20 protein-coding genes and 1 pseudogene are annotated in these 26752 nt (G+C 70.9%); 7 read left to right on the plus strand and 14 right to left on the minus strand.

What is annotated here, in order from left to right:
- Nucleotides 1-9: 9 nt before the first annotated feature.
- The 3 genes from OG331_RS15885 to OG331_RS15895 all read right to left on the minus strand — a co-directional run bounded on the left by OG331_RS15885 (nt 10) and on the right by OG331_RS15895 (nt 5579).
- Complete coding sequence (locus OG331_RS15885) at nt 10-1455, minus strand: aldehyde dehydrogenase family protein (RefSeq protein WP_406196551.1); 1446 nt, start codon at nt 1453-1455, stop codon at nt 10-12.
- Between the two features lie 181 nt (nt 1456-1636).
- The gene (locus OG331_RS15890; RefSeq protein WP_406196553.1) at nt 1637-3316 is read right to left on the minus strand and encodes a PucR family transcriptional regulator; all 1680 of its coding nucleotides are present in this window, start codon (nt 3314-3316) and stop codon (nt 1637-1639) included.
- A 142-nt stretch (nt 3317-3458) separates the two neighbouring features.
- Nucleotides 3459-5579, minus strand: a complete 2121-nt coding sequence (locus tag OG331_RS15895; RefSeq protein WP_406196556.1) for an ATP-binding protein — start codon at nt 5577-5579, stop codon at nt 3459-3461.
- Nucleotides 5580-5831: 252 nt separating this feature from the next.
- Here OG331_RS15895 and gabT point away from each other — a divergent pair, with 252 nt between their 5' ends.
- Together gabT and OG331_RS15905 are read left to right on the plus strand one after the other, a co-directional pair.
- Nucleotides 5832-7166 carry a 4-aminobutyrate--2-oxoglutarate transaminase gene (gabT, locus tag OG331_RS15900; RefSeq protein ID WP_406196559.1) on the plus strand — a complete coding sequence of 445 codons (1335 nt, stop codon included), beginning with the start codon at nt 5832-5834 and terminating at the stop codon, nt 7164-7166.
- Between the two features lie 459 nt (nt 7167-7625).
- A complete protein-coding gene (locus OG331_RS15905; RefSeq protein WP_406196562.1) occupies nt 7626-8198 on the plus strand; it encodes a phosphatase PAP2 family protein in 573 nt (190 codons plus the stop codon).
- A 3-nt stretch (nt 8199-8201) separates the two neighbouring features.
- On the opposite strand, the gene OG331_RS15910 is transcribed toward OG331_RS15905, so the two are convergent.
- The 8 genes from OG331_RS15910 to OG331_RS15945 form a co-directional block, all read right to left on the minus strand.
- On the minus strand, nt 8202-9992 hold the full coding sequence (locus tag OG331_RS15910) for a chitinase (RefSeq protein WP_406196564.1): 1791 nt from the start codon (nt 9990-9992) through the stop codon (nt 8202-8204).
- A 68-nt stretch (nt 9993-10060) separates the two neighbouring features.
- The gene (locus OG331_RS15915; RefSeq protein ID WP_406196567.1) at nt 10061-10504 is read right to left on the minus strand and encodes a hypothetical protein; all 444 of its coding nucleotides are present in this window, start codon (nt 10502-10504) and stop codon (nt 10061-10063) included.
- Between the two features lie 128 nt (nt 10505-10632).
- Complete coding sequence (locus tag OG331_RS15920) at nt 10633-12060, minus strand: NAD(P)/FAD-dependent oxidoreductase (RefSeq protein WP_406196569.1); 1428 nt, start codon at nt 12058-12060, stop codon at nt 10633-10635.
- 22 nt (nt 12061-12082) lie between these two features.
- The gene (locus OG331_RS15925; protein WP_362384090.1) at nt 12083-12883 is read right to left on the minus strand and encodes an ABC transporter permease; all 801 of its coding nucleotides are present in this window, start codon (nt 12881-12883) and stop codon (nt 12083-12085) included.
- Nucleotides 12884-13813 (minus strand): ABC transporter permease, encoded by a 930-nt coding sequence (locus tag OG331_RS15930; protein WP_406196571.1) that lies wholly within the window; start codon nt 13811-13813, stop codon nt 12884-12886.
- Nucleotides 13813-14976, minus strand: coding sequence for an ABC transporter ATP-binding protein (locus OG331_RS15935; RefSeq protein WP_406196573.1), 1164 nt, complete (start codon nt 14974-14976; stop codon nt 13813-13815). The genes OG331_RS15930 and OG331_RS15935 overlap by 1 nt, the downstream gene beginning before the upstream one ends.
- 5 nt (nt 14977-14981) lie before the next feature.
- Complete coding sequence (locus OG331_RS15940) at nt 14982-16229, minus strand: spermidine/putrescine ABC transporter substrate-binding protein (RefSeq protein ID WP_328878907.1); 1248 nt, start codon at nt 16227-16229, stop codon at nt 14982-14984.
- A 150-nt stretch (nt 16230-16379) separates the two neighbouring features.
- Nucleotides 16380-17915 carry a gamma-aminobutyraldehyde dehydrogenase gene (locus OG331_RS15945; RefSeq protein ID WP_406196575.1) on the minus strand — a complete coding sequence of 512 codons (1536 nt, stop codon included), beginning with the start codon at nt 17913-17915 and terminating at the stop codon, nt 16380-16382.
- Between the two features lie 226 nt (nt 17916-18141).
- On the opposite strand from OG331_RS15945, the gene OG331_RS15950 reads away from it, so the two are divergent.
- Complete coding sequence (locus tag OG331_RS15950) at nt 18142-18696, plus strand: NADAR family protein (RefSeq protein ID WP_406196577.1); 555 nt, start codon at nt 18142-18144, stop codon at nt 18694-18696.
- A gap of 107 nt (nt 18697-18803) precedes the next feature.
- Here OG331_RS15950 and OG331_RS15955 read toward each other — a convergent pair whose 3' ends face one another.
- Nucleotides 18804-19619, minus strand: a complete 816-nt coding sequence (locus OG331_RS15955; protein ID WP_406196579.1) for a DUF4190 domain-containing protein — start codon at nt 19617-19619, stop codon at nt 18804-18806.
- Nucleotides 19620-19774: 155 nt separating this feature from the next.
- Between OG331_RS15955 and OG331_RS15960 the strand changes: the two genes are divergently transcribed.
- Nucleotides 19775-20836: an adenosine deaminase gene (locus OG331_RS15960; protein ID WP_406196581.1), complete on the plus strand. Its 1062-nt coding sequence runs from the start codon at nt 19775-19777 to the stop codon at nt 20834-20836.
- Between the two features lie 64 nt (nt 20837-20900).
- Nucleotides 20901-21620, plus strand: coding sequence for a glycerophosphodiester phosphodiesterase (locus OG331_RS15965; protein WP_406196583.1), 720 nt, complete (start codon nt 20901-20903; stop codon nt 21618-21620).
- On the opposite strand, the gene OG331_RS15970 is transcribed toward OG331_RS15965, so the two are convergent.
- Nucleotides 21602-23299 carry a sigma-70 family RNA polymerase sigma factor gene (locus OG331_RS15970; protein WP_406196585.1) on the minus strand — a complete coding sequence of 566 codons (1698 nt, stop codon included), beginning with the start codon at nt 23297-23299 and terminating at the stop codon, nt 21602-21604. The two genes, OG331_RS15965 and OG331_RS15970, sit on opposite strands and share 19 nt — an antisense overlap.
- Before the next feature lie 276 nt (nt 23300-23575).
- On the opposite strand from OG331_RS15970, the gene OG331_RS15975 reads away from it, so the two are divergent.
- Nucleotides 23576-24739 (plus strand): serine hydrolase domain-containing protein, encoded by a 1164-nt coding sequence (locus OG331_RS15975; protein ID WP_406210055.1) that lies wholly within the window; start codon nt 23576-23578, stop codon nt 24737-24739.
- On the opposite strand, the pseudogene OG331_RS15980 reads toward OG331_RS15975, so the two are convergent.
- Nucleotides 24729-25257, minus strand: a pseudogene (locus OG331_RS15980) (hypothetical protein). The gene OG331_RS15975 and the pseudogene OG331_RS15980 overlap by 11 nt on opposite strands.
- Before the next feature lie 125 nt (nt 25258-25382).
- On the opposite strand from OG331_RS15980, the gene OG331_RS15985 reads away from it, so the two are divergent.
- Nucleotides 25383-26732, plus strand: a complete 1350-nt coding sequence (locus OG331_RS15985; protein ID WP_406196588.1) for a diacylglycerol/lipid kinase family protein — start codon at nt 25383-25385, stop codon at nt 26730-26732.
- Nucleotides 26733-26752: the final 20 nt, after the last annotated feature.

Consider the following 26752-nt stretch of genomic DNA (forward strand, 5'->3'; position numbering starts at 1 on the left):
GCGCGTGGCTCAGAGCGCGATGCCGGTGAGAACCATCACGCGCTCGTAGGTGTAGTCGTCCATCGCGAACTTCACGCCCTCACGGCCCACACCGGACTGCTTGGCGCCGCCGTACGGCATCTGGTCTGCGCGGTAGGAGGGCACGTCGCCGATCACGACGCCGCCGACCTCGAGGGCGCGGTGGGCGCGGAAGGCGGTCTGCAGGTCGTGGGTGAACACACCTGCCTGGAGGCCGTACTTGGAGTCGTTGGCGGCGGCGAAGGCGGCGGCCTCCCCGTCGACCTTCTGCACGGTGAGGACGGGTCCGAAGACCTCCTCGCACGCGAGGGTCGCGTCGGCCGGTACGTCGGTCAGGACGGTCGGCGCGTAGGAGGCGCCGTCGCGCTTGCCGCCGGTGAGGAGGCTGGCCCCGGCGGAGACGGCCTCCTCGACCCAGGTCTCGACGCGCTTGGCGGCGTCCTCGCTGACCAGCGGGCCGACGTCGGTGGCGTCGTCGCCCGGGTCACCGGTGACCTGGGCCTCGACGGCGGCGACGATGCGCGGCACGAGCCGGTCGTACACGGACGCGTCCGCGATCACCCGCTGCACGGAGATGCAGGACTGGCCGCCCTGGTAGTTGGAGAACGTGGCGATGCGGGTCGCGGCCCGGTCGAGGTCCTCGTCGGAGGCGAAGTCGGCGAGCACGATCGCCGCGCCGTTGCCGCCCAGCTCCAGGGTGCAGTGCTTGCGCGGCACCGAGTCCATGATCGCGTAGCCGACCTTCTCGGAGCCGGTGAAGGAGATCACGGGCAGGCGCGGGTCCTGGACGAGCCCGGGCATACGGTCGTTCGGCACCGGGAGGATGCTCCAGGAGCCGGCCGGAAGCTCGGTCTCGGCGAGCAGCTCACCGATGATCAGCCCGGACAGCGGGGTCGCCGGGGCGGGCTTCAGGATGATCGGCGCGCCGGCGGCGATGGCCGGGGCGATCTTGTGGGCGCACAGGTTGAGCGGGAAGTTGAAGGGCGCGATGCCGAGGACGACACCCTTGGGGAAGCGCCGGGTGAAGGCGAGCCGCCCCTGGCCGCCCAGGTCGGTGTCGAGCCGCTGGGCCTCGCCGCCGTTGAACCGCCGGGCCTCCTCGGCCGCGAACCGGAACACGGACACGGCACGGCCGACCTCGCCGCGGGCCCACTTCATGGGCTTGCCGTTCTCGGCGGAGATCAGCCGGGCGATCTCCTCGGTCCGCTCGACGAGCCGCCTGCTGACGTGGTCGAGGGCGGCGGCACGTACGTGCGCCGGGGTCGCGGCGAAGTCCTCGCGGACGGCGTACGCGGCGGCCACGGCCTCCTCGGTCTGCGCGTCCGTCGGCACGCTCACCGTGCCGACGACCCGCCCGTCCCACGGGGAGGTCACATCAAAGCTGTCCTCGCCGCTGACCTGGCGGCCGGCGAGCCAGAAGGCGTGGGTGGAAGTCATATGAATTCCCGGCCCTTCCGCGATTGGGGGTGTCCTGGTGTGTCGTGGTCCACGGTAGGGGCGCGGGGGCGGCAGGACGTTTGTCCGGGGTGTAGTGGTGGGCAGCCGGGGTTCGACGGATTGGCAGAGCGGCGGCTCGGCTCGACGCCGGCCCGGAATTCTCCGGTGCCACGCCGTCGTCCTACTCGGTCGACGTCGCCTTCAACGCCAGCCAGAGCTCCATCCGCACGTCCGCGTCGTCCAGGGACCGCCCCAGAATCTCCTCCACCCGCCGCATCCGGTACCGCAGCGTGTGGCGGTGCACCCCGAGGTCCGCGGCCGCCGCGTCCCACTGCCCGTGCCGGGACAGCCAGGCCCGCAGCGAGGCGACCAGATCCCCCCGCCCCGTCGCGTCGTGCTCGTGCAGCGCCCGCAGCAACCCGTCCGCGAACGCCTTCACCGCGTCGTCCGCGAGCAACGGCAGCACCGACCCCGCCGCCATCTGCTCGTGCTCCACACACACCCGCCCCCGCCGCCGCGCCACCGACAGCGCCTGCTCGGCCTGCTTGTACGCCGCCGCCGCGGCGATGGGTCCGGCCGGCGCCGAGAGCCCGACGACCAGCTCGTCCTCGTCGTCGCCCCCCGGCTGCTCCGGTACGGTCCCGGTCCGCGCCGCCTCCAACGCCGCCGCGTAGTCCGCACACGCGCCCACCGCCGCACCCCCGTCGGCCGCGAGCACCACCAGCCGCGCCGCGTCTCCCTCCCCCTCGGGCACCACCAGCACCGCTTCCCCGGCCCGGGCCGCCGCCGACTCCATGATCTCGGTGAGGGCACCCAGCGGATCGCCGCTCGCCTCGGAGGCGGCGACCAGCACCGCGGCGGACGCCTTGGTGAGCGCCACCCGGCTCCCGGAGTCCACGACCCGCGCCGCCGACACCGACGCAGCCTCGGCGACGATCACCCGGAAGGGCGCGTCCAGGAGCCCTCCGTACAGGTCCCCGGCCACCGCCCGCGCATGATCGGGCTCCCCGGCGAGCAGCATGCGCAGCACTGCCGCGCCCACCCGCGCCTCGGCCGCCTGCAGCGAACGCGACCGCTCGGTGGTCAGGGTCAGCAGCGCGATGGCCGAGTGGACGGCGTACCGCTCCGCCGTGCCCAGTGCCGCCGCCGTGCCCACGGCCAGGGCGGCGCGAGGCCGGCGGCCGGTGCCGAGGGTGTGCAGCTCGACCCGGTCCTCGTTCTCCGGCCCGCCCACGACGGACGACGCCGGCGCCGGCCGCTCGCGCAGCCGCTCCACGTCCGCCGTGAGCCGTGCCGCCCGCCGCCCGGCCCACTCCGGTGCGGTCGCGACGACGGCACCGGACGCGTCGTACAGCGCCGCCCAGCCGTCGACCTGCGCGGCCAGCGCGGCCAGCAGCCCTTCCGGCCCGTCGGTCAACGCCTGCTTGGTCAGCTCCCGTTGGGCCGCGAACCCTGCCGTCACCGCCCGGTACTGGTCCGCCGCGATCGCCGCCGACACGGCTTTGCTGATGGCGAGGAACGGCGTGCGGCGTGGCACCTCCAGAAGCGGCATGCCCTCCTGCGCCGCCGCGTCGACGAGTGCCTCGGGGATGTCCTCGTAGTTGACGCCGACCGCGAAGCCGAGCCCGACCACGCCCGCGCCGACCAGCCGCCGCACATAGCGCTGCATCGACTCGGGGTTCTCCGCGTCCAGCTTGAGCGCGGTGATCAGCAGCAGTTCCCCGCCCTCCATATAGGGGACCGGGTCGGCGAGCTCACTGGCGTGCACCCAGCGCACGGGCACGTCCAGGCGGTCCTCGCCCGCCCGCACGGTCAGCTTGAGCGCGGAGTGGTGCAGGAGCGAGGCGAGCGTGGGGGGCATGAGGCCTTCAAATCGGTGTGAGCTCTGTGACCGCTGGATCTTCGGTGATCTCTGTGATCATTTGGCCGCCGTGTATGAACGACCTGTGCCGATTCTGCCTCACCGTACGGTCACCCCGCGGCCTGACGCCCGTACCCCGAGGTCACCCCCGCAGATCCACCAGCAACGGCGGCGCGTGCTCCCCCTGGACGCTGGTGAGCGACAGCACCGCATGCCCCGGCGGCACCGCGTGCGCCAGCTCGGACGCCGACCAGCGCTCGCGCTCGACCTGGCGTACGGTCACCGCCCGCGCGGTCGGCGCCTTGCCGGTGATCACCCGTCGCAGCGCGTGCACGGCCTTCCCGGCCGGGGTCTCCGCGATGATCTGGCGGTCGGTGACGTCCCGCGCCTCGGTCCACTCCTTGCCCCACACCTCGGCGAAGTCCTGCCCGTCCCAGGGCGTGATCCCGGCCAGCGCCATCCGGCACCCGGCGGCGCCGAGCAGCGGCCCGCGCAGCGGCCTCGGCGCGTCGTCCAGGCTGCGCAGCGTGAGCACCGCGCCGGCGTTGCCGGACCGCAGCCGCTGGATGCCCCGTACGGCCTCGGGCGTCACGACGCCGGTCGCGTCGTCCAGCACCAGGCAGGCGAACAGCGACCGGTCCTCCCGTACGGCGATGCTGGCCGTGAACTGCGCCAGCACCAGCCGCGCCAGCATCCGCGAGGCCTCCGCGTGCCCGCGCGCGGGCAGGTCGATGCGGACCCGGACGGGGTGGTCGAGGGCCTTCAGCGAAAACGGCCGCGACTGCCCGGACGTGTCGAAGAACCCGGCGAAGGCAGGGCGGTCGAGCAGCGCCACCCGGTCCGCGAGCACGGCCGCCACATCACCGGGATGCCCCGACTGCCGCTCCCGGGCATCGAGTTCGCGGATGAGGGACTCCTGCCCGGACCCCTCCAGCGCCGTACGCAGCGCGCCGAGCGCACCAGGGGCGCCGTCCAGCAGCTGCCGTAGCTCCGCCACGGACGGGAAGCGCTGATGGACGGCGCGGAACGGCCCGAGCAACTGGGCCAGCACGGTGGTGGAGCGGCGGCTGTCGCTGCCCGGATGCGGGTCGGCGAGATCCCCCACGAGCGCCTCGGCGAGCACGGCCGCCGCCTCGTCGGGGTCGCCGGTGCCGCCGTACAGGTCCAGGTCGTAGACCGAGTCCGGGTTTCCGATCCGTACGACGACGTCGTACGAGTCCTCCGGTCCGAGCCCCGTGCCCGCCGCGCCGACCACGACCACGGCGGCCCGTCCGGCGAGCGCGTGCAGGCACAGCGACTCGGCCAGCGGCCGCACGACGGTCCCCGTCTTGCCGGACCCGGCGGGCCCGACGGCGAGCAGGGAGGTGCCGAGCAGGTCGGGTCCGAGGCCCAGTCCCGCCCCGCGGTAGGCGTACGGATTGCGCGGATCGTCGGCGGTCGTGCCGAGCCGCACCTGGCCGCTGACGAGGTCGTGCCGCGCGACCCGGCCCGGCACGTCGCGCTCGCCCGACGGATGCAGACAGGCGGCGGCGCCGTCCTTGAGCACGGCACCGCTGAAGGTGGCCAGGTCGTGCCGGCCACTGCGCACGCCCTGCCAGGCGCGGGTGATCCGGGCGTAGTCGACGTCCCGCATCAGCCCCGACCGCGCGTCGGCACTCAGCCGCTCGGCCGCATCCGCGGCACCGGCGGTGCGCAGCGCGGGCCAGGACGCGGGGTCCTGCTCGGGGGCGGGCGCCCGCTCGGGCGCGGGTGCCGTACGCAGCCAGGCGGGCGGGCCGTAGCGACGCCAGACCTCGCCCCAACGGCCCAGTCGGCCGACGGCGAGCATTATGGCGAGGGCGATGAGCGTGTAGTAGCTGTACCAGAGGACAGCGTTGCCGACGCGGTCGTTGTTCTCGCGCCAGGAGTCCGGGGTGAACAGCTCCAGGGGCAGCACCCACCAGCCACCGAGATAGCCGTTCCAGAGCAGCGACCAGATCAGCCACCCGACCAGGAAGGCGATCACCGCCCCGCTCAGCAACTGCCGCCCCGGGATCCGCTCGGGCTCCGCGTCCGGGCGGGGCACGTGCCCGAACCGCCACACGCCGGGCAGCGCCTCCGGTCGTGGCGCCCGCAGCCAGGTCAGGAACGCCGAGTCGTCCGGCCCCGCACCCGGCGCCCGTGCCGGCCGCGGCGGCACCGCAGGGGCCTCCGGTGGTGCCGCAGGCCGAGGCACAGGCGTGGCGTGCGTACCCCGCGCGTCCTGCGTCCCGTCGCTGTCCATCGCCCTTGCCCCCTGACCAGCCGCTCCGTCCACCATCAGCGAGTCAATCTAACGCCCTCCGCTGGGGAGTTCACCGCTTACACGGCCGACCGAACGGATCGAGCTGCTCCAGACACTCGGCGTCGCTATGTCCACGACGGACAACCGGGCCCCCTGACAACGCCCACATGGAGCATGCCCACCCCCCGCTCCCCGCCCTAGCCTGCGAGAAAAGAACAAGACAAGAGTCCGCAAAACCCCCAGGAGCCCCTCATGAGCGCACTTCCGCAGGAGCGCCGCCTCGTCACCGCCATCCCCGGCCCGAAGTCGCAGGAGCTGCAGGCCCGCCGCACCGCCGCGGTCGCGCAGGGCGTGGGCTCCGTGCTGCCCGTGTTCACCGCGCGGGCGGGCGGCGGCATCATCGAGGACGTCGACGGGAACCGGCTCATCGACTTCGGTTCGGGCATCGCCGTGACGTCCGTCGGCGCGTCCGCCGAGGCGGTCGTACGCAGGGCGAGCGCGCAGCTCGCCGACTTCACCCACACCTGTTTCATGGTCACGCCGTACGAGGGCTACGTGGCCGTCGCCGAGGCGCTGGCCGAGCTGACGCCGGGTGACCACGCCAAGAAGTCGGCGCTGTTCAACTCCGGCGCCGAGGCCGTCGAGAACGCCGTCAAGATCGCCCGCTCGTACACCAAGCGCCAGGCCGTAGTCGTCTTCGACCACGGCTACCACGGCCGTACGAACCTCACCATGGCGCTGACCTCGAAGAACATGCCGTACAAGCACGGCTTCGGCCCGTTCGCGCCCGAGGTCTACCGCGTGCCGGTCGCCTACGGCTACCGCTGGCCGACCGGTGCGGAGAACGCCGGGCCGGAGGCCGCCGCGCAGGCCATCGACCAGATCAGCAAGCAGGTCGGTGCGGAGAACGTCGCCGCGATCATCATCGAGCCGGTGCTCGGCGAGGGCGGCTTCATCGAGCCGGCCAAGGGCTTCCTGCCGGCGATCAGCAAGTTCGCCTCGGACAACGGCATCGTCTTCGTCGCCGACGAGATCCAGTCCGGCTTCTGCCGCACCGGCCAGTGGTTCGCCTGCGAGGACGAGGGCATCGTCCCGGACCTGATCACCACCGCCAAGGGCATCGCGGGCGGTCTGCCGCTCGCCGCCGTGACCGGTCGCGCCGAGATCATGGACGCCGCGCACTCCGGCGGCCTGGGCGGCACCTACGGCGGCAACCCGGTGGCGTGCGCCGGTGCGCTGGGCTCCATCGAGACGATGAAGGAGCTCGACCTCAACGCCAAGGCGAAGAACATCGAGGCGACCATGAAGGCCCGCCTCTCCGCCATGGCCGAGAAGTTCGACATCATCGGCGACATCCGCGGCCGTGGCGCCATGATCGCCATCGAGCTGGTCAAGGACCGCACCACCAAGGAGCCCGACGCGCAGGCGACCGCCGCGCTCGCCAAGGCCTGCCACCAGGAGGGCCTGCTGGTCCTGACCTGTGGCACCTACGGCAACGTGCTGCGCTTCCTGCCCCCGCTGGTGATCGGCGAGGACCTCCTCAACGAGGGCCTCGACATCATCGAACAGGCCTTCGCCCGCATCTGAGGTCACAGCGAAAGCACTGGTGAGCGACAGGGGTCTCGCCCCATGCGACTCGTCCGCCCCAGCCCCGGCACCTTCCGTGATTCCGGGGCCGGGGCGGCTACCGTCAGAGCGTGTGAAGAAGGTGTGCGAGGTGGATGTCAGGACGCCATTCCGGCTGTCTAACACCATCGCCCTGTCGTAGGTTCTAAGCAGATGAGAGATACACCCCGCCCAGAGGGGACTCTGGGCGACTTCGGGCCGAGGCCTCCCCAGCTTCGACCTGGTCGTGCCCTCGCGCACACACCCGGAGCTTCCGGCTCCGGATCTCCTCACCGATCGGACAGTCGCCCGCCCCAAACCCCCCGGGGCGCGCGACCTTCCGATCCGGACGGCCGCCCCGGAACCACCCCCCCTGTTCCGGGGCGGCCGACCTCCCTCTTCGTCCTTCTCGGACTCCTCGGGCTTCCCGCCCTTCTCTTCGTGCTCATCACCTGGCAGGTGGTGGCCGACGGCCCGCTGGTCGACCTCGACGAGGCGGCCAGCCGGGCCCTGGCTCGTCCGGACCCTTTCTCCGAACTCCTCGCCGACCTGGGCAATGTGCCGGTCGCGGTGCCCGTGCTCGCCGTGAGTCTGACGTACGCCGCCTGGCGGGCCCGCAGCACTGGTACACACCAATGGTGGTTGCCGGCTGCCTCCGCGGCCCTGCTCATGGCGCTGGTTCCGGCCCTGGTGATCCCCCTCAAGATCCTGACCGACCGTCCCGGCACCCCGGTTGTGCCGCCCGCCACCGGCTACTACCCGTCCGGCCACACGGCCACGGCCGCCATCGCCTACGGTGCCGCGACCCTGTTGCTGCTGCCGTGGCTGAGTTCCGTGTTCGCCCGGCGCGCGCTCCTCGTCACGTGCGCCGTGCTCAATGTCTGCGTCGGCTTCGGGCTGGTCCGGCGCGGCTACCACTGGCCACTGGACGTAGTGGCCAGTTGGTGCCTCTGCGCGGTGCTCCTCGCGCTGCTCCGGCTGTTCCTCAGCCGTGCCGGACGCCGGCCCGAGTAGCCGTCAGCCGAAGTAGCCGTCGAACGTCCGCTGGAACTCCCAGTTCGAGTAGCGGTCCCAGTTGATCGACCACGTCATCAGGCCGCGCAGCGCGGGCCAGGTGCCGTGGGTGGCGTACGAGCCGCAATTGGTCCTCTTCGTCAGGCAGTCGAGGGTCTTGGTGACCTCGGCCGGAGGGACGTGGCCGTTGCCCGCGTTGGTCGAGGCGGGCATGCCGATCGCGACCTGGTCGGGGCGCAGGGGCGGGAAGACGTTGCCGGCATTGCCCGCGACCGGGAAGCCGGTCAGCAGCATGTCGGTCATGGCGATGTGGAAGTCGGCGCCGCCCATGGAGTGGTACTGGTTGTCCAGGCCCATGATCGGGCCCGAGTTGTAGTCCTGGACGTGCAACAGCGTCAGGTCGTCGCGCAGGGCGTGGATGACCGGGAGATAGGCCCCGGCCCTCGGGTCCTGGCCGCCCCACTGGCCGGTGCCGTAGTACTGGTAGCCGAGCTGGACGAAGAAGGTCTCCGGGGCCATGGTCAGCACGAAGTCGTCGCCGTACTTGGCCTTCAGGGTCTTCACGGCCGAGATGAGGTTGACGATCACCGGCGTCTTCGGGTTCTTGAAGTCCGTGTCGTCGGCGTTCAGGGAGAGCGAGTGGCCCTCGAAGTCGATGTCCAGGCCGTCGAGTCCGTACGCGTCGATGATCCTCGACACCGACGTCACGAAGGTGTCCCGCGCGGCCGTCGTCGTCAGCTGCACCTGGCCGTTCTGGCCGCCGATCGATATCAGCACCTTCTTGCCTGCCGCCTGCTTGGCCTTGATCGCCGCCTTGAACTCGGCGTCGCTCTCGACGTTCGGGCACTCCGTGGCCGGGCAGCGGTCGAAGCGGATGTCGCCCGAGGTGACCGAGGTCGGTTCACCGAAGGCCAGGTCGATGACGTCCCAGCTGTCGGGGACGTCGGCCAGGCGGGTGTAGCCGGAGCCGTTGGCGAAGCTCGCGTGGAGGTAGCCGACCAGGGCGTGGGCCGGGAGGTCCACGGGGCTGCCGGTGCCCGCGGTCGTCGTCGCGGTCACCGTGGCCGACTTCGCCGACTCGCCCGCGTCGTTCACCGCGGCGACCTGGAAGCCGTACGCCGTGGCGGGCGAGAGCCCGCCGGTCGTGGCCGAAGTGCCGGTCACCGTCTGGACCTTGGCGCCGTCGCGGTAGACGGCGTAGCCCGTCGCACCCGGGACGGCCGACCAGGACAGGGCGACGCTGGACGAGGTGACCGCTCCGGTCTTCAGGCCGGTCGGGACGGCGGGCGGCTGGCCGGCGTCCACTCCGGGTCCGACGAGGGAGATGTCGTCGGCGTTGTAGGCCCCGGTGCCGTACCAGCCGTGGGTGTAGAGGGTGACGCGGGTGGTGGAGGGGCCCGTCCGGAAGGTCGTCGTGAGCTGCTGCCAGCCGGGGGCGGACTGGGTCCATGCGGAGACGTCGGTGGTGCCGGTGCCGCTCGCGCCGAGGTAGACGTACGAGCCGCGGACGTATCCGGACAGGGTGTACTGGGAGTCCGGCTTCACGGTGACGGTCTGTGCGCACCGGGCGTTGTCGCTGCCGGCCGGGGTGGCCTGGAGCGCGGAACTGCCGCTGCGCACGGGTGTGTTGACGGTCGTACCGGCCGTACAGGTCCAGCCGTCGAGGCCGGCCTCGAAGCCGCCGTTGCGGGCAAGGTCCGCGTCGGCCGCACGGGCGGCCGACGAGAGCGCGGTGACGCCGGGCAGGGTCAGTGCCGCGGCGGTCAGGAGGGCGAGAGGTCTGAAGCGATCCACGAGTGCCTCCGGGCAGGGGGAAATGGAGGGTGGAGCCGCACACAACTTGGTCCAGACCAATGCGCCTGTCAAGAGTCCGCGAGACCCGCCGCCGCCTCATGCATGGCCAGTTCGAGAAGTGCCGGGTCGGTGAGGGTGCCGGTGCCGTCCGGCGGGACCAGCCAGCGGGTGCCGCCGGTGGCGCGGCCCGGGTACGGAACGACGATCCAGGTGCCGGCCCCGGCCGTACGGATGCCGGTGCCGAGCCAGCGGGTGGCCGTGCCGGGCGGCACGAAGAAGCCCATGCGTGCATCGCCGAAGTCGACCAGGACCGGGCCCAGTTGATCGATGACGCGGGTGAGCACATCGAGGGTCGGATAGCCGAGCTCGCCCGGCAGGATGAGTACGTCCCAGGCCTTGCCCGCCGGCAGCAACGCAACCCCGAGGGGGTTGCGCTCCCACTCCCAGCGACAGGCTTCGGGATTCGGCGCAACGGATGCCAGCCACTCGACCGCCGTCTTCGCCCCTGTCATGACGGTGACCTCCCTTTTCCTTGTGGACGCCGATCGCGTCACGAGGGAGAGGGAGGTCACCGGCAGGCATTACGCGGGTTCTCACCACCAGTTCGTAGTGAGCTGAGTCACATACTCACCGACGGCCTTCAGCTGTCGAAGCCGAGGCCCAGCCGGTCCATCGCCTTCAGCCACAGATTGCGCCGCCCGCCCTGCGCGTCGGCGCGGGCCAGCGACCACTTGGTGAGGGCGATGCCGGTCCAGGCAAAGGGCTCCGGCGGGAAGGGCAGTGGCTTCCTGCGGACCATTTCGAGCTGCGTGCGCTCCGTCCGCTCCCCTGCCAGCAGGTCCAGCATCACGTCCGCGCCGAACCGGGTCGCGCCGACGCCGAGGCCGGTGAAGCCCGCCGCGTACGCCACGTTGCCCTGGTGGGCGGTACCGAAGAACGCCGAGAAGCGCGAGCAGGTGTCGATCGCCCCGCCCCACGCGTGCGTGAAGCGGACGCCCTCCAGCTGCGGAAAGCACGTGAAGAAGTGCCCGGCGAGCTTGGCGTACGTCTCCGGACGGTCGTCGTACTCGGCCCGCACCCGGCCGCCGTACGGGTAGATGGCGTCGTAGCCGCCCCACAGGATGCGGTTGTCGGCGGAGAGGCGGAAGTAGTGGAACTGGTTGGCCGAGTCGCCGAGGCCCTGGCGGTTCTTCCAGCCGATCGACGCGAGCTGGTCCTCGGTGAGGGGCTCGGTCATCAGGGCGTAGTCGTAGACCGGGACGGTGTAGGAGCGGACGCGCTTGATCAGGTTGGGGAAGATGTTCGTGCCGAGCGCGACCTTGCGGGCGCGGACCGAGCCGTACGGAGTGCGTACGGCCATCCCCCCGCCGTACGGCTTCAGGGTGAGGGCGGGAGTGTGCTCGTAGACGCGGACGCCGAGGTCCAGGCAGGCCTGCTTCAGGCCCCACACCAGCTTGGCCGGGTTGAGCATGGCGACGCCCCGGCGGTCGTGGAGGCCGGCCTGGAAGGTCGGTGAGTCGACCTGTGCCCTCACCGCCTCGGTGTCCAGGAACTCGACGCCCTCGGCGAGTCCCTTGTCCCGCAACTCCTCGTACCAGTCGCGCAGTTCCGATGCCTGGTAGGCCTCGGTGGCGACGTCGATCTCGCCGGTGCGTTCGAAGTCGCAGTCCAGGGAGTAGCGGGCGACCGCCTTCTCGATCTCGTCGAGGTTGCGGGCGCCCAGCTCCTGAAGCTTGTGGATCTCGTCCGGCCAGCGGGTGAGCCCGTTGGGCAGACCGTGGGTGAGGGAGGCGGCGCAGAAGCCGCCGTTGCGGCCCGAGGCGGCCCAGCCCACCTCGCGGCCTTCGAGCAGCACGACATCCCGCTGCGGGTCGCGCTCCTTGGCGATGAGCGCGCTCCACAGTCCGCTGTACCCGCCGCCGACGACCAGCAGATCGCAGGTCTCGGCGGTGGTGAGGGCGGGCTCGGGGTGGGGGCGGCCCGGGTCGTCCAGCCAGTACGGGACCGGCTGGGCGTCGGAGAGTGCCTTCGTCCAGTGATTGCCAGAACTCATGGCGCTTGGGGCCATGATTTCAACTCCCTACAGGGGTTTACGCCTTTTGCTTCTTGCGGCGGTTTCCGATGGCCATGGAGGCCAGGACGAACAGTACGGCGATGATGAACATGGCCGTACCGATGACATTGATCTGAACGGGCGTTCCGCGCTGGGCCGAGCCCCAGACGAACATCGGGAAGGTGACGGTGGAGCCCGCGTTGAAATTGGTGATGATGAAGTCGTCGAAGGAGAGCGCAAAGGCGAGCATCGCGCCCGCGGCGATTCCCGGGGCGGCGATCGGCAGGGTGACCCGGACGAACGTCTGGAAGGGACCGGCGTACAGGTCCTGCGCGGCCTGTTCCAGTCGCGGGTCCATCGACATCACACGTGCCTTCACCGCCGTCACCACGAAGCTCAGGCAGAACATGATGTGCGCGATGAGGATCGTCCAGAAGCCGAGCTGGGCGCCCATGTTGAGGAACAGGGTGAGCAGCGAGGCGGCCATGACGACCTCGGGCATCGCCATCGGCAGGAAGATCAGCGAGTTGATGGCGCCGCGCGCGCGGAAGCGGTAGCGGACCAGCGCGAAGGCGATCATCGTGCCCAGGAGCGTGGCGCCGATGGTCGCCCAGAACGCGATCTGGAGGCTGACCGACAGCGAGCCGCACAGGTCGGAGACACCGCACGGGTCCTGCCAGGCGGCCGTGGAGAACTCCTGCCATTCGTAGTTGAAGCGCCCCTTCGGTTTGTTGAAGGAGAAGATCGTCACGATGACATTGGGCAGGAGGAGATAAGCGAGCGTCAGCAGTCCCGCGATGACCACGAGATTGCGCTTGAGCCAGTTGACGAAGGTCATTTAAACCAGATCCTCCGTGCCGGACCTGCGGATGTAGACCGTCACCATGACGAGGATGGCGGCCATGAGGATGAAGGAAAGAGCCGCTGCCGTCGGATAGTCCAGAATCCGCAGGAACTGCGTCTGGATGACGTTTCCGACCATGCGGGTGTCGGTCGAGCCGAGCAGATCGGCATTGACGTAGTCACCGGCCGCCGGGATGAAGGTCAGCAGCGTGCCGGAGACGACTCCGGGCATCGACAGCGGGAAGGTGACCTTGCGGAAGGTGGTGACCGGCCTGGCGTACAGGTCGTTCGCCGCCTCGTGCAGCCGTGGGTCGATGCGCTCCAGCGAGGTGTAGAGCGGCAGGATCATGAACGGCAGGAAGTTGTACGTCAGACCGCACACCACCGCGAGCGGGGTGGCCAGCACGCGGTCGCCCTCGGTCATGCCGAGCCAGCTCGTGACGTCCAGGACGTGCAGCGTGTTGAGGGCGCCGACGACCGGGCCGCCGTCCGCGAGGATCGTCTTCCAGGCGAGGGTGCGGATCAGGAAGCTGGTGAAGAACGGCGCGATCACCAGGATCATGATCAGGTTCCGCCAGCGGCCCGCGCGGAAGGCGATGAGGTAGGCGAGCGGGTAGCCGAGGACCAGGCACAGGATCGTCGCCGAGCCGGCGTAGAGCACCGAGCGCAGGAACTGCGGGTAGTAGTCGGACAGGGCGTCCCAGTACGTGGCGAAGTGCCAGGTGACCTTGTAGCCCTCCTCCAGGGAGCCCGTCTGCACGGACGTGGAGGCCTGATAGATCATCGGCAGCGCGAAGAAGACGACCAGCCACAGGATGCCGGGCAGCAGAAGCCAGTACGGCACCAGGCGGCCGCGTTTGCGGGGCGGCTTCTTCTCCGGGGCGTTCGGGGTGAGAGGCGGGGGCGCCTCGGTGACTGTCGCCATCAGACCGCCGCCTCTTCCTGGATGCCGGCGGAGCCCGTCGTCCCGGCAAGCAGGGACTGCGAGGCGTCCAGGCCGAACGTGTGCGCCGGGTTCCAGTGCAGGACGACCTCGGCGCCGGGTACGAGCCGGTCGTCCCGGTCGATGTTCTGGGCGTAGACCTCGAACTCGGGGCAGACGGGGCTGTCGACGACGTACTGCGTGGAGACGCCGATGAAGGAGGAGTCCGCGATCCTGCCGGTGATGCGGTTGCGGCCCTCGGGTATCTCACCCGCCTCGTCGGCATGCGTGAGGGAGATCTTCTCGGGGCGTACGCCGACCAGCACCTTGCCGCCGGTCGCCGTGGCCGCGCTGCACCGCGCCTCGGGCAGGACGAGCTTGCCGCCGGCCGCCTTCAGCACGATGTCGTCGCCGCTCTTGGAGTCGACCTCGGCCTCGATGAAGTTGGAGGTGCCGAGGAAGTTGGCGACGAACGTCGTGCGCGGGTTCTCGTAGAGGTCGGTCGGCGAGCCGAGCTGCTCGACGCGGCCCGCGTTCATCACGGCGACCGTGTCGGCCATCGTCATGGCCTCCTCCTGGTCGTGCGTGACGTGGACGAAGGTGATGCCGACCTCGGTCTGGATGCGCTTGAGCTCCAGCTGCATCTGGCGGCGCAGCTTGAGGTCGAGGGCGCCGAGCGGCTCGTCGAGGAGGAGCACCTTGGGGTGGTTGATCAGCGCGCGGGCGACGGCCACACGCTGCTGCTGGCCACCGGACAGCTGGTGCGGCTTCTTGCGGGCCTGCTCGCCGAGCTGGACGAGGTCGAGCATGTCCTCGACCTGCTTCTTCACGCTCTTGATGCCGCGTCGGCGCAGGCCGAAGGCGACGTTCTCGAAGATGTCGAGGTGCGGGAAGAGGGCGTAGGACTGGAAGACCGTGTTCACCGGCCGCTTGTACGGCGGGAGCGCGGTCACGTCCTGCTCGCCGAGGTGGACGGTGCCGGAGGAAGGTTCCTCCAGGCCGGCGATCATGCGCAGGGTGGTGGTCTTGCCGCAGCCGGAGGCGCCGAGCAGGGCGAAGAAGGAGCCCTGGGGCACGGTCAGGTCGAGCGGGTGTACGGCATGGAAGGAGCCGTAGGTCTTGCTTATGCCGGAGAGGCGGACGTCGCCGCTGGTGTCGTTCGTCATGGTGGTCACGCCCCTGTGAGCTTCGCGAACTTCTCTTCGTAGGCCGTCTCTTCCTTCGAGCTCAGGGAGCGGAAGGCACGGGACTGGGCCTGCATGGCCTTGTCGGGGAGGATCAGCGGGTTGTTCGCCGCGTCCTCGTCGATCTTCGCGAGCTCTTCCTTCACGCCGTCCACGGGACAGACGTAGTTGATGTAGGCGGCGAGCTCGGCGGCGGGCTTCGGCTCGTAGTAGAAGTCGATGAGCCGCTCGGCGTTCGTCTTGTGACGGGCCTTGTTGGGGATCAGCATGTTGTCGCTGGACGTCATGTAGCCGCTGTCCGGGATGAGGAAGTCGATGTCCGGGCTGTCGGCCTTGAGCTGTACGACGTCACCGGCCCAGGCGAGGCAGGCCGCGAAGTCTCCGCTGGTGAGGTCGGAGGTGTAGTCGTTGCCGGTGAACCGGCGGATCTGCTTGTTGTCGACGGCCTTCTGCAGACGGGCGATCGCCGCGTCGTAGTCGTCGTCGGTGAACTTGGCGGGGTCCTTGCCCATGTCGAGCAGGGTCATCCCGATGGTGTCGCGCATCTCGGTGAGGAAGCCGACGCGGCCCTTGAGCTTGGGGTTGTCGAGCAGGTCGGAGACCGTCTTCACCTCGACGCCGTCGAGCGCCTTCTTGTTGTAGGCGATGACGGTCGAGATGCCCTGCCAGGGGTACGAGTACGCCCGTCCCGGGTCCCAGTCGGGGTTGCGGAACTGCTGGGAGAGGTTGGCGAAGGCGTGCGGCAGGTTCGACGGGTCCAGTTTCTGGACCCACCCCAGGCGTATCAGGCGGCCGGCGAGCCAGTCCGTGAGGACGACGATGTCGCGCCCGGTCTCCTGGCCCGCCGCCAGCTGCGGCTTGATCTTCCCGAAGAACTCGTTGTTGTCGTTGATGTCCTCGGTGTACTTGACCTTGATGCCGGTCCGCTTCGCGAACTGCTCCAGCGTCGGGTGGTGCTTGCCGCTGTCGTCGACGTCCATGTACTCGGTCCAGTTGGAGAAGCTGACCTGCTTCTCCTTCGCCGAGTGGTCCTCGGCGGACGTGCCGCCCTCGGTCTTGCCGGCCGCGGGGATTCCGCAGGCACTGAGCGCCCCAAGTCCGCCCACCGCGAGAGCGCCGCCGGTGGAGGCGCGCAGCAGGGAACGGCGGGTCATGGCGGCCCGGCCGTTGCGCAGGCTGCGCCGCATGGCGGCCACTTGGGCCGGGGACAGGCGGTCGGGCTCGTACTGCTCCATGCGCGTGGTGCCCTTTCGGGAGATCGGGAGGGAGGGGAGGCCGGCCGCGGGGAGGGGCGAGGCGGCCGCGCCGATCTGATCCGGTCCGGTCCGGCTTCCTGCCTGGTCAGGTCCGCTCAGGCCGGGGGCGGTCCGGTCCGGTCCGATCGGCTACCGGTCCCCGAAGACGGTGCGATGCCAGTCCTTCCTGGCGACCGCCGTGTTGTCGAACATGACGTGCTTGATCTGCGTGTACTCCTCGAAGGAGTACGCGGACATGTCCTTGCCGAAGCCGGACGCCTTGTAGCCGCCGTGCGGCATCTCGCTGATGATCGGGATGTGATCGTTGACCCACACGCAGCCCGCCTGGATCTCGCGGGTGGCGCGGTTCGCCCGGTAGACGTCGCGGCTCCATGCGGAGGCGGCGAGCCCGTACGGGGTGTCGTTGGCGAGCCGGATCCCGTCATCGTCGCTGTCGAACGGCAGAACGACAAGGACCGGCCCGAAGATCTCGGACTGGACGATCTCGCTGTCCTGGGCGGCGTCGGCGACCAGGGTGGGCCGGTAGTACGCACCGTTCTTGAGATCGCCCTGCGGGGCCTCACCGCCGGTGACCACGCGCGCGTAGGCACGCGCACGGTCGACGAACCCGGCGACACGGTCGCGCTGGACGTGTGAGATGAGGGGCCCGAGATCGGTGCCGGGGCTGAAGGGGTCGCCGAGGCGGACGCTCTCCATGAGGGCGGCGGTGCGCGAGACGAACTCCTCATAGAGCGGCCTCTGCACGTACACGCGCGTCGCGGCCGTGCAGTCCTGCCCGGTGTTGATGAGCGAGCCCGCGACGGCCCCGTTGGCTGCGGCCTCCACGTCGGCGTCGTCGAAGACGACGAAGGGCGCCTTGCCGCCCAGCTCCAGGTGGATCCGCTTCACGGTGGCCGTGGCGATCTCGGCGACGCGCCTGCCCACGGCGGTGGAGCCGGTGAAGGAGGTCATGACCACGTCGGGGTGGCCCACGAGATGCTCGCCGGCCTCCTTGCCGGTCCCGGTGATGATGTTGATGACGCCGTCGGGGATGCCGGCGTCCGTGGCGGCCTGGGCGAAGAGGAGCGAGGTGAGAGGGGTGAGCTCGGCCGGCTTGAGCACGATGGTGTTGCCCGCGGCGATCGCCGGGAGGACCTTCCAGGCGGCCATCTGGAGGGGGTAGTTCCAGGGGGCGATGGAGCCGACGACGCCGATGGGTTCGCGGCGGATGTAGGAGGTGTGGTCGCCGGAGTACTCCCCCGCGGACTGGCCGGCGAGGTGGCGGGCGGCCCCCGCGAAGAAGGAGGTGTTGTCGATCGTGCCCGGCACGTCGAACTCACGGGTCAGCTTCAGCGGCTTCCCGCACTGCAGGGACTCCGCGCGGGCGAAGTCCTCGGCGCGCTCGGCGAGGACGGCGGCGAAGCGGTGCAGTGCGTCCGAGCGCTCGCCCGGGGTGGCTGCCGCCCAGGCGGGGAACGCCTCGCGCGCGGCGGCCACGGCGGCGTCGACGTCGTCGGTGCCGGCCAGGTCGTAGGTGTAGACCTCCTCGCCGGTGGCCGGGTCGACGACGGCGTGCGTACGACCCGACGTTCCCTTCACCAGACGGCCCGCAATGAACTGCGCGCCGTCCGCGAAGCGGTCTTGGGCCGGGAATCGTTCCGGGGTGACGGTGCCCGGGTTGTGCATGTCGCTCTCCTCCGTGTCCCCCTGGAGGGACCGCAGTGGGGTCGGCGTGGGGTGGGGTGGCGTGGCTCAGGCTCGATTTGAGTGCCGATCCTGACAGAGCAGGAAGGTCCCAACAAGTGATTCCGTTGTTGCCTTTTGGTTACGCAACGGAATCTGTCGACCAGGTGTCGAGTGGGCCTTGAAAACCCGGGACGGATTGTCGGTGGTGCGTGCCAGACTCGGCCACATGGCGAAGATCGATTCTTGGGACGTCCTGATCAGGGAGGTCCGTGCGGGGACGAGAGTCAAGTATCTGCACTTCTGGGGCCACCGGCCACGACCGGACGGACAGGTGAGCGCGAGTTGCCTGAGCCAGTGGTGGCCGTCGCCGTTCACGGTGGCCGGCGTGTCGTACGCGACCGCCGAGCACTGGATGATGGCCGAGAAGGCCCGGCTCTTCGGGGACGCGGAGGCCGAGCGGCGGGTGCTGGAGGCCGGGCATCCCTCGCTGGCGAAGAAGGCGGGGCGGCTCGTGCGCGGCTTCGACGACGCGGTGTGGGAGCGGGAGCGGTTCCGGATCGTCGTCGAGGGGTCGGTCCACAAGTTCTCGGCGGATGCGGAGCTGCGGGGGTTCTTGCTGGGGACCGGGGATCGGGTGCTGGTGGAGGCCAGTCCGGTGGATCGGGTGTGGGGGATCGGGTTGGCGGCGGGGGATGACGGGGCGGGGAACCCTGAGCGGTGGCGGGGGCCTAATTTGTTGGGGTTTGCGTTGATGGGGGCGCGGGAGCGGTTGCGGGGGTGAGGGGCTGATTTTCCAGCGCCGGTCCAGGTATTTCAGCCCGTCCGGGGGCGGCAGCCCCCAGGGATGGGACGGGTAGGGGCGGCGGGGGCGAAGAAACCCCCCGCTCGCTACACCGTCGAGATCAACACCGCCAGCATCCCCAACCCCAGCACCAACCCCACCGCCCCGCAGATCATCCCCGCCAGCGCCTGCCCAGGATTCGTCGCTTCCCCCCGCCGCGCCTTCCCCCGCCCGATCGACCCGAAGATCAACGCCAGCGCACCCATCACGATGGCGACCGGCCACAGACAGAAGATCGCCGCGGAGATGATCCCGAGCACGAGCCCCGCCGTACCCATCCCATTGCTCGGCATGGCCTGCACCCCGGGCCACCCGTAATAACCCCCGGTACCCGGACCCATGACCGGCGGCGGGTACCCCTGGACAGGCCCGGGATAGCCGTACGCGACGTGCCCCGGCCCACCGGGCGCGAGGGGCGGCGGCGGAACGGGCTCACCATGGACGGCGTAGGGAACGGACGCCGTAGGGGGCGCGAAGGGCCCGGCCGGCGCGAGGGGCTGCACAGGCGACGTGGGCCCCGACCCCGGCGCCGCGAAGGGGTTGGCACTCGACTCGCCCGGCGGCGTCGGCATGCCGGAGGACGGCATGGACGTCACCGTCTGCTGATCGTGCACGGATGGTGCGGGCCAGGTCAGCGGGTCGTTCGAGGCGACGGTGTAGCCGGGTCCGGGTCCCCCGGGCGCGACCGGCGGCGCCCACGGATCCGGCTCGGCCGAGGTCGCGTTCCTCCCCGTCTTCTCCAGCGAGGTTCTCGGATCCGTCTCCGACGAACCCGACGACGAAGCCCCCGGTGAAGCCGGCCCTCCTGCCGCCGCGCCCCCCGATCCGTCCGCCGCCCCCGGCGTCTGCGCGTCGTCGGACATGCCCGGCCCCCCTCCGTCGTATGTGCCGTCATGCTAAGGCCCGGGCAACTCGGGCACGGCCCCGGCATACGATGACCCCGAGTCATCGATCAGCCGATCACCCGCGTCCCGCCGACCACACACCCGGCCGGGGACGCCGTTCCTGGGGAGGAACCTTGACCGACAACCTCGTCGACGCCCGCGTCCCGCGCGATCTGCACGCCTTCATCGCCGGACTGCCCAAGTCCGAACTGCACGTCCACCACGTCGGCTCCGCCTCCCCCCGCATCGTCGCGGAACTCGCCGCCCGCCACCCCGACTCCAAGGTCCCCACCGATCCCGAGGCCCTGGTCGACTACTTCACGTTCACGGACTTCGCGCACTTCATCGACGTGTACCTGTCCGTCGTGGATCTGATCCGCACCCCGGAGGACGTACGGCTGCTGACGTACGAGGTGGCCCGGGAGCTGGCCCGCCAGCAGGTGCGGTACGCCGAGCTGACCATCACCCCGTTCTCCTCCACCCGCCGCGGCATCGACGAGAGCGGCTTCATGGCGGCGATCGAGGACGCCCGCAAGGCGGCCGAGGCCGAGTTCGGGACCGTGCTGCGCTGGTGCTTCGACATTCCCGGCGAGGCCGGCCTGGAGTCCGCCGCGGAGACCGTGCGGCTCGCCACCGACGACCGGCTGCGCCCGGAGGGCCTGGTCTCGTTCGGGCTCGGCGGGCCCGAGATCGGCGTACCGAGGCCGCAGTTCAAGCCGTACTTCGACCAGGCCATCGCCGCCGGACTGCACTCCGTACCGCATGCCGGGGAGACCACCGGCCCGGAGACCGTCTGGGACGCCCTCACTCACCTGCGCGCCGAGCGCATCGGGCACGGCACCAGTTCGGCACAGGACCCGAAGCTGCTCGCGCACCTCGCCGAGCACCGGATCCCGCTGGAGGTATGCCCGACCTCCAACATCGCCACGCGCGCGGTGCGCACGATCGACGAGCACCCGATCAAGCAGTTCACCAAGGCCGGCGTCATCGTCACCATCAACTCCGACGACCCGCCCATGTTCGGCACCGACCTCAACAACGAGTACGCGGTCGCCGCACGCCTCCTCGACCTTGACGAGCGGGGCCTGGCGGACCTCGCCAAGAACGCCGTGGACGTGTCCTTCCTCGACGAGCCGGGCAAGGCCCGGATCAGGGCCGAGATCGACACGTACACCACCGACTGGCTCGCCTCCTGAGCCCGCTGCGCCTTCCACGCCCCGGCTCATCCACGATGGCCCCGCCCCCGACCGGAATGCCCTCATGCAGAACGTGACCGCCGTGGCCCACCGCGGCGACCCCTACCGCGTCCGCGAGAACACACTCGCTTCCCTGCGCTCCGCGCTCGAACGGGGCGCGGACGCGGTGGAGATCGACGTACGGCTCACCAAGGACGGCGTGCCGGTGCTGCTGCACGACGAGACGCTGAAGCGGCTGTGGGAGCAGGACCGGCCCGTGCGCGCGCTGTCGGCGGCCGAGGTGCGCGGGCTGACGGCGGGCGGGGTGCCGACGCTTCAGGAGGCGTTGGCGTCGTGTGACGGCAGCCGGGTGATGCTCGACCTGCCGGGCACGCCCGACGTGCGGGCGGTACGGCGGATCGTGGACGTCGTACGCGAGTGCGGGGCGCAGGACCGCGTGTACTACTGCGCGGGCGCCCCGGCCATGCTCGCCGTGCGGGCCGCCGACCCGGCCGCGGAGATCGCCCTGACCTGGACGACGCTGGCCCCGCCGCGCCCCGCCCTGCTGGACGCGGTGCGCCCGCACTGGCTCAACTACCGTTTCGGCCTGGTCGACCGCGCCCTCGCCGAGCGCGTCCACCGCGGTGGTCACCTGCTGTCCGTCTGGACCCCGGACACCCGGCGCTCCATGCGCCGACTGCTGGACCTCGGCGTCGACTCGATCACGACCAACCGCGTCGACGTCCTCGTCGGCCTGCTCGCCGCCCGGTCCGACGCCGAAGGCCGCTACACGCGCGAGCGTTGAGGCACCGTCGCCGGATCGGCCGGTGTCCCGCGGGTGACGTACTGCGGGACCGGTGCGGTGTCCTTGCCGTCGTCGCGGACCTGGCCGTAGCGGATCGCGCCCTGGCCGGGGCCGGTTCGCACGTCCTTCTGGGCCGCGTCCCAGGTCGACGGGAAGACGACGACGCCGTAGTCGGCGCCCCGTTCGTTCTGGTTGAGGGTGACCGAGCCGTCGACGTAGAAGTACTCGTTCTGCCACATCTGCTGGGTGCCGTCGGGCAGGACCGTGTAGCCGGTGGCGGGTCCGCCCATGCCGGTGGTGTCGGGGCCGGTGGTGTCGTCCATGCGACGGCCGCCGCCGGACGCGACATGGAAGAGCCTGCCCTTCAGACCGGTCCAGGTCGGCATGACCAGCGCGCCGGGCCGTGACTGCGGGGAGATCTGCCAGCGCACCAGGATGTAGCCCTGCCCGCTGAGCGTCACCTTCTCGCCGCGGTGCTGCATGACGGCCTTCGCGCCCCAGGTGCTGGTGATACCGGACTCGGGGCGGTGCGGCAGGGCGGCGGGCCGGGCGTTCGGTTCGGGGGCCCGGTCGACGGCGTCGACGACCGTGCCGTACAGCTCGGCCTTCCGCGATGGTGACGGGGACGGCGAGGGTGAGGGGGACGGGGAGAGCGTGGCCGTCGGTGACACGGCCGGCGCCGGCGGGCGGGCCGTGCTCGCCGCGGTGGGTGCGGCAGCGCGGGTCGGGGCGTCCGGGGCCTGGGTGACGACGTACGCGCCGCCCGCGACGAGTGTCGCCCCGGCCGTCACCGCCACGGCCGGCTGGGTGATCGCGGCCATCACCTTCGCGGACCAGCCGACGGAGGCCGCCGCGGCCGTCGCCGTTGCCGCGACCGCCGTCTTGCCGCCGAGAGCCAGCGACAGGGTGAACCCGACCGGGATCGGGACGAGCGCGATGCCGACGAGAAGGCGTTCCGCCGGTACGACGGCCTCGCGGGTGTCGCCGCAGTAGCCGCAGCCCCTGATGTGCCGGGCCAGCCGTTTGCGCCAGACGGAGTCCGGGCGTCCGTTCCAGCGGGCGGTCGGTTCGCGCAGGTCGGGGCAGGCGCCGTCGAGTGCGCGGACGATGCCGCGCGCGGTCTCCAGCCGCTCCTTCACCCGCTGGACGCGCACCGCGGCGTGCTGCCGGCTGATCCCGGCCGCGGCGGCCAGTTCGCGCCGGGTCAGCTCGCCTGCGACCTCCAGCCACCACAGGGACAGCAACTGCCGGTCCTCGGCGTCCAGCCAGCGCACCGCCTCCGCGACCTCCCGCCGCTGCCCCTCCAACTGAAGCCGCAGCACGGTGAGTTCGGCGAAGTCGGTGGCCTCGTGCGCCGCCGACTCCTCCAGCGGTGCGGGCTGCTTACGGCGGGCCCGGTCCCGGATCTGCCGCATGGCGATCGCGACGAGCCAGGAGCGGAAGCTGTCCGGGTCCCGCAGCGAGCCGAGGTTGTCGACGGCACGCAGCATCGTCTCCTGGACGACGTCGTCGACATCGGCATGGCCGTTCAGGGCACGTCCGACGACGTTGTAGACCAGCGGCAGCCAGCCCTCCACCAGTTCGTCCAGCGCCTGCCGGTCACCGGCCTGCGCCGCCGCGATGGTGGAGCGCCACTGCCTGCCGGCTCCCTCGTCCACGTACGTCCTCTCCAGGGTCATGCGCTGCCCGTACGCACCTTCTCAGCCCGACCAGCACCGTCGGCTATATCGGAGATCACATTCCGCCAGTGGAGACGCGGTGAAGGGGTCGGCGATAACACTTTTTCGCCGACCGGCACCCCGTAGGGGCGATCCCCCACAACCCCCGTTCCCTGCAAGGGATTTGCTCCGGGATCCCCCAGGGTCGCAGCCCCTCCTCACCGACGATCCGCCACGGGACCGTACGGCCCGACGATGATCACGGACATCCCACCGACCCGACTCCAGGAGCAGCAGATGCCCGTACGCCCGCTTCCCGCACTCCTCACCTCAGCGCTCGCCCTGACCCTGGCCGCACTGCCGCTCGCCGGGACGGCCTCCGCGCGGCCCGCGTCGTCATCGTCCTGTTCCGCGCACGCGATCGAGGCGGCCCCGAAGAGCGGCCCCGACGTCAAGGCCCTGTGCGCCGCGCTCGCGGGGCTGCCCGACAAGGACGCCACGGCCGCGCTGATCCGCGTGGGCGGCAAGGGGAGCTGGCACGGGGCGGCCGGCGTGCGGGACATGAGAAGCGGGGCGCCGGCGCTGCAGAACGCCCGCTTCCGCGCCGGTTCGACGACGAAGATCGTGACCTCGGCGATCGTGCTGCAACTCGCCGCCGAGAGGCGGATCTCCCTCGACGGGACGGTGCAGCAGTATCTGCCCGGCCTGCTCACCGAGGACTTCGAGCCCATCACCGTACGGCAGTTGCTGAACTTCACCAGCGGTCTGCAGCCGGGGGCGTCCCTCGGTGAGGGCGTCGACGACGGTTACGAGCACCGCTTCGAGACGCTGACCCCCGAGGAGGTGGTGGCCGCGTCGGTCGCCAAGGGCCCCGACCCCGATCACGCGCCCGGCGAGTACCAGCGGTACGGCAACATCCACTACACGGTGCTGGGCATGCTGATCGAGAAGGTCACCGGCGACTCGTACGCCCACCAGGCGGCCGTACGGATCTTCCGCCCGCTCGGCATGCGGCACACGTCCTTTCCCGACGGCCCGGACCCTCGCGTCCACGGACCGCACAACCGCGGCTACGACTGGATCGACGGCAAGCTGGTCGACGTGACCGAGTGGAACATGTCCGACCGGTTCGCGGCCGGCGACATGATCTCGACGACGGCGGACCTGGAACGGCTGCTGTTCGCCCTGTTCCGTGGTCGGGTCGTGCCCGAGCCGCAGCTGAAGGAGATGTTCGCGGTCCCGGACATCGAGGGGGCCACCATGGGTGCCTCGCTGGAGCGTTTCGAGCTGAACGGCAAGGAGATCTGGGGCAAGACGGGTTCCCGCCCCGGCTATCACACCGTCGTCGCGGCCACCCGCAATCTGTCCCGGACGGTCGTCTACTCCGTCAACTCGACCGATGCGAAGGGCGACGGCCTGTCCATCGCCCAGCGCTTCGCCTTCCCGGCGTTCAACCGCTGACGACGACGGCGGCAGCCGGAGGCGCTGACGGCGTCGTCAGCGCCTCCAGCCGCTTGATCCTCTTCCGCACGACGTACAGCGGGATCACCCCGAAGACGCCGAACGACATGTCGATCACCGACCACCACAGGGGGATGCCGCGGATCGGCCCGCAGATCAGGGCGAGCGGAATGATGCCCGCGCAGGCGATCATCCCGAACTCGACGACCCAGATGTTGCGGACCGGATCGCGGTAGGGGCCGTAGAAGGCGACCGCGATGACGAGATGGGCGAAGGTCCGTGCCGTAGAGCAGGAAGGGGTAGTCGGCGTCGGCGGTGTCGAGACCACGCCGGACGCGCTCGATCCAGTCCATGAGGCCGGGGAGGTGCTCCGGCACGGACAGGGCGCGCAACAGGTCCTCGGTCCAGCGCAGTTCGTGGACGAGGGGGAAGGCCGTGGCGCCGCTGAGCACCAGGCAGACGACGAAGAGGGCCAGCCAGACGCGGATGCCCTTGAGCAGGGCGGCTCTGTCGCTCATGGGGGCAGCGTACGCCTGGAGTTGAACACGTTCAAAGCCGGGCTCCGTCGCGGAGCCCGAACCGACGGCCGCCATGCGGCCCGCACCGGCCCGGCCCTACGATGTCCGCCGACGAGGGAGGACGCATGGGCCTGGACCTGAGCGAACGGGCTTACCGGGGGCAACGTTGGGCGGCACGGGCTTCGCTGGCCGCAGCAGGGCTCGCCGTGCTCGTGCCGCTCGCCTACGGCGGGGTCGGCGGCGTGCTGCTCCTGGTGGCCGGTGTGGCGGGCCTGGGGATCGGCGCCGTCGCCGTGTGGTGGACGCTGACGCTGCGCGGACCTGTGCGCTGGTTGGCGGGCGTCGTGGCCCTGGCCGTACCGGCCGCCGTGATCACGTTGTTCGCCGCCACCCTCTTCTGGGCGCTGCTGGCGTCCGTGGCGCTGTGGACGGTGGCCGTGTGGAGCGGCCGGTACGCGCTGCGGGGCACGGGGAGCTCACGGGTGCGGGTGATGCGGGGGCGCAAGGCGGCGCCACCGCGGCGGGCGATCCTGATCATGAACCCCCGCTCGGGCGGCGGGAAGGTGGAGCGCTTCGCGCTCAAGGAGAAGGCGGAACGGCTCGGCGCCGAGGTCGTCCTCCTCGACCCCGATGAGCATCAGGACGTCACCGCCCTGGCCCGCAAGGCCGTTTCGGACGGCGCGGATCTGCTCGGTGTCGCAGGCGGGGACGGCACCCAGGCACTGGTCGCGGCCATCGCCGCCGCGTACGACATCCCGTTCCTGGTGATCAGCGCCGGTACCCGCAACCACTTCGCCATGGACCTGGGCCTCGACCGCGAGGATCCCGCGGCCTGCCTCGACGCGCTCGTCGACGGCGTGGAGCTGCGCGTCGACCTCGGCTTCGCGAACGGCCGCCCCTTCGTCAACAACGCCTCCTTCGGCGCGTACGCGGCCATCGTGCAGAGCCCCGGGTACCGCGACGACAAGATCGGCACCAGCCTGGAGCTGCTGCCCGACCTGCTCACCCGCCAGCAGGGCCCGCTGCTGACCGTCCGGGCGGCGGACACGACCCTCCACGCCCCGCATGCCGTGCTGGTCAGCAACAACCCCTACCGCACGGACGATCCCTTCGGGCTCGGCCGCCGCGACCGCCTCGACGCCGCCGTTCTCGGCGTCCTCGGCATCAGGGTGGACAGCGCGGCCGAGGCCGCCGCACTGCTCCTCGACCCCGCGCCGCCCGGCCTCAGCATCCTCACCGCAACCGAAGTGGTCATCGAGGCCGACCGCGAGGAGATCGAGGCGGGCATCGACGGCGAGGCCCTTGTCCTGCCGGCCCCGGTCCACTGCCGCATCACTTCGGGCGCCCTACGCGTCCGTGTCCCCCGCAAACGCCCCGGCGTCCCCCAGCGCGGCCCGCGCCTGGACTGGCGCCGACTGCGCAAACTGGCGGCGACGGTGGGGCGCACGGCGGTGCACCGGCAGGGTCACTGGTAGGGGGCACAGGGGCTGCAAGG

Origin of the sequence: Streptomyces sp. NBC_01017 (assembly GCF_045162795.1) — a bacterium.
GTDB classification, from domain to species: domain Bacteria; phylum Actinomycetota; class Actinomycetes; order Streptomycetales; family Streptomycetaceae; genus Streptomyces; species Streptomyces machairae.

Coding starts and splice junctions, on each gene's coding strand:
- OG331_RS15885 (WP_406196551.1), bottom strand. CDS start 1,455: ATGACTTCCACCCACGCCTTCTGGCTCGCCGGCCGCCAGGTCAGCGGC.
- OG331_RS15890 (WP_406196553.1), bottom strand. CDS start 3,316: ATGCCCCCCACGCTCGCCTCGCTCCTGCACCACTCCGCGCTCAAGCTG.
- OG331_RS15895 (WP_406196556.1), bottom strand. CDS start 5,579: ATGGACAGCGACGGGACGCAGGACGCGCGGGGTACGCACGCCACGCCT.
- gabT (WP_406196559.1), top strand. CDS start 5,832: ATGAGCGCACTTCCGCAGGAGCGCCGCCTCGTCACCGCCATCCCCGGC.
- OG331_RS15915 (WP_406196567.1), bottom strand. CDS start 10,504: ATGACAGGGGCGAAGACGGCGGTCGAGTGGCTGGCATCCGTTGCGCCG.
- OG331_RS15920 (WP_406196569.1), bottom strand. CDS start 12,060: ATGGCCCCAAGCGCCATGAGTTCTGGCAATCACTGGACGAAGGCACTC.
- OG331_RS15925 (WP_362384090.1), bottom strand. CDS start 12,883: ATGACCTTCGTCAACTGGCTCAAGCGCAATCTCGTGGTCATCGCGGGA.
- OG331_RS15930 (WP_406196571.1), bottom strand. CDS start 13,813: ATGGCGACAGTCACCGAGGCGCCCCCGCCTCTCACCCCGAACGCCCCG.
- OG331_RS15935 (WP_406196573.1), bottom strand. CDS start 14,976: ATGACGAACGACACCAGCGGCGACGTCCGCCTCTCCGGCATAAGCAAG.
- OG331_RS15940 (WP_328878907.1), bottom strand. CDS start 16,229: ATGGAGCAGTACGAGCCCGACCGCCTGTCCCCGGCCCAAGTGGCCGCC.
- OG331_RS15945 (WP_406196575.1), bottom strand. CDS start 17,915: ATGCACAACCCGGGCACCGTCACCCCGGAACGATTCCCGGCCCAAGAC.
- OG331_RS15950 (WP_406196577.1), top strand. CDS start 18,142: ATGGCGAAGATCGATTCTTGGGACGTCCTGATCAGGGAGGTCCGTGCG.
- OG331_RS15955 (WP_406196579.1), bottom strand. CDS start 19,619: ATGTCCGACGACGCGCAGACGCCGGGGGCGGCGGACGGATCGGGGGGC.
- OG331_RS15965 (WP_406196583.1), top strand. CDS start 20,901: ATGCAGAACGTGACCGCCGTGGCCCACCGCGGCGACCCCTACCGCGTC.
- OG331_RS15970 (WP_406196585.1), bottom strand. CDS start 23,299: ATGACCCTGGAGAGGACGTACGTGGACGAGGGAGCCGGCAGGCAGTGG.
- OG331_RS15975 (WP_406210055.1), top strand. CDS start 23,576: ATGCCCGTACGCCCGCTTCCCGCACTCCTCACCTCAGCGCTCGCCCTG.
- OG331_RS15985 (WP_406196588.1), top strand. CDS start 25,383: ATGGGCCTGGACCTGAGCGAACGGGCTTACCGGGGGCAACGTTGGGCG.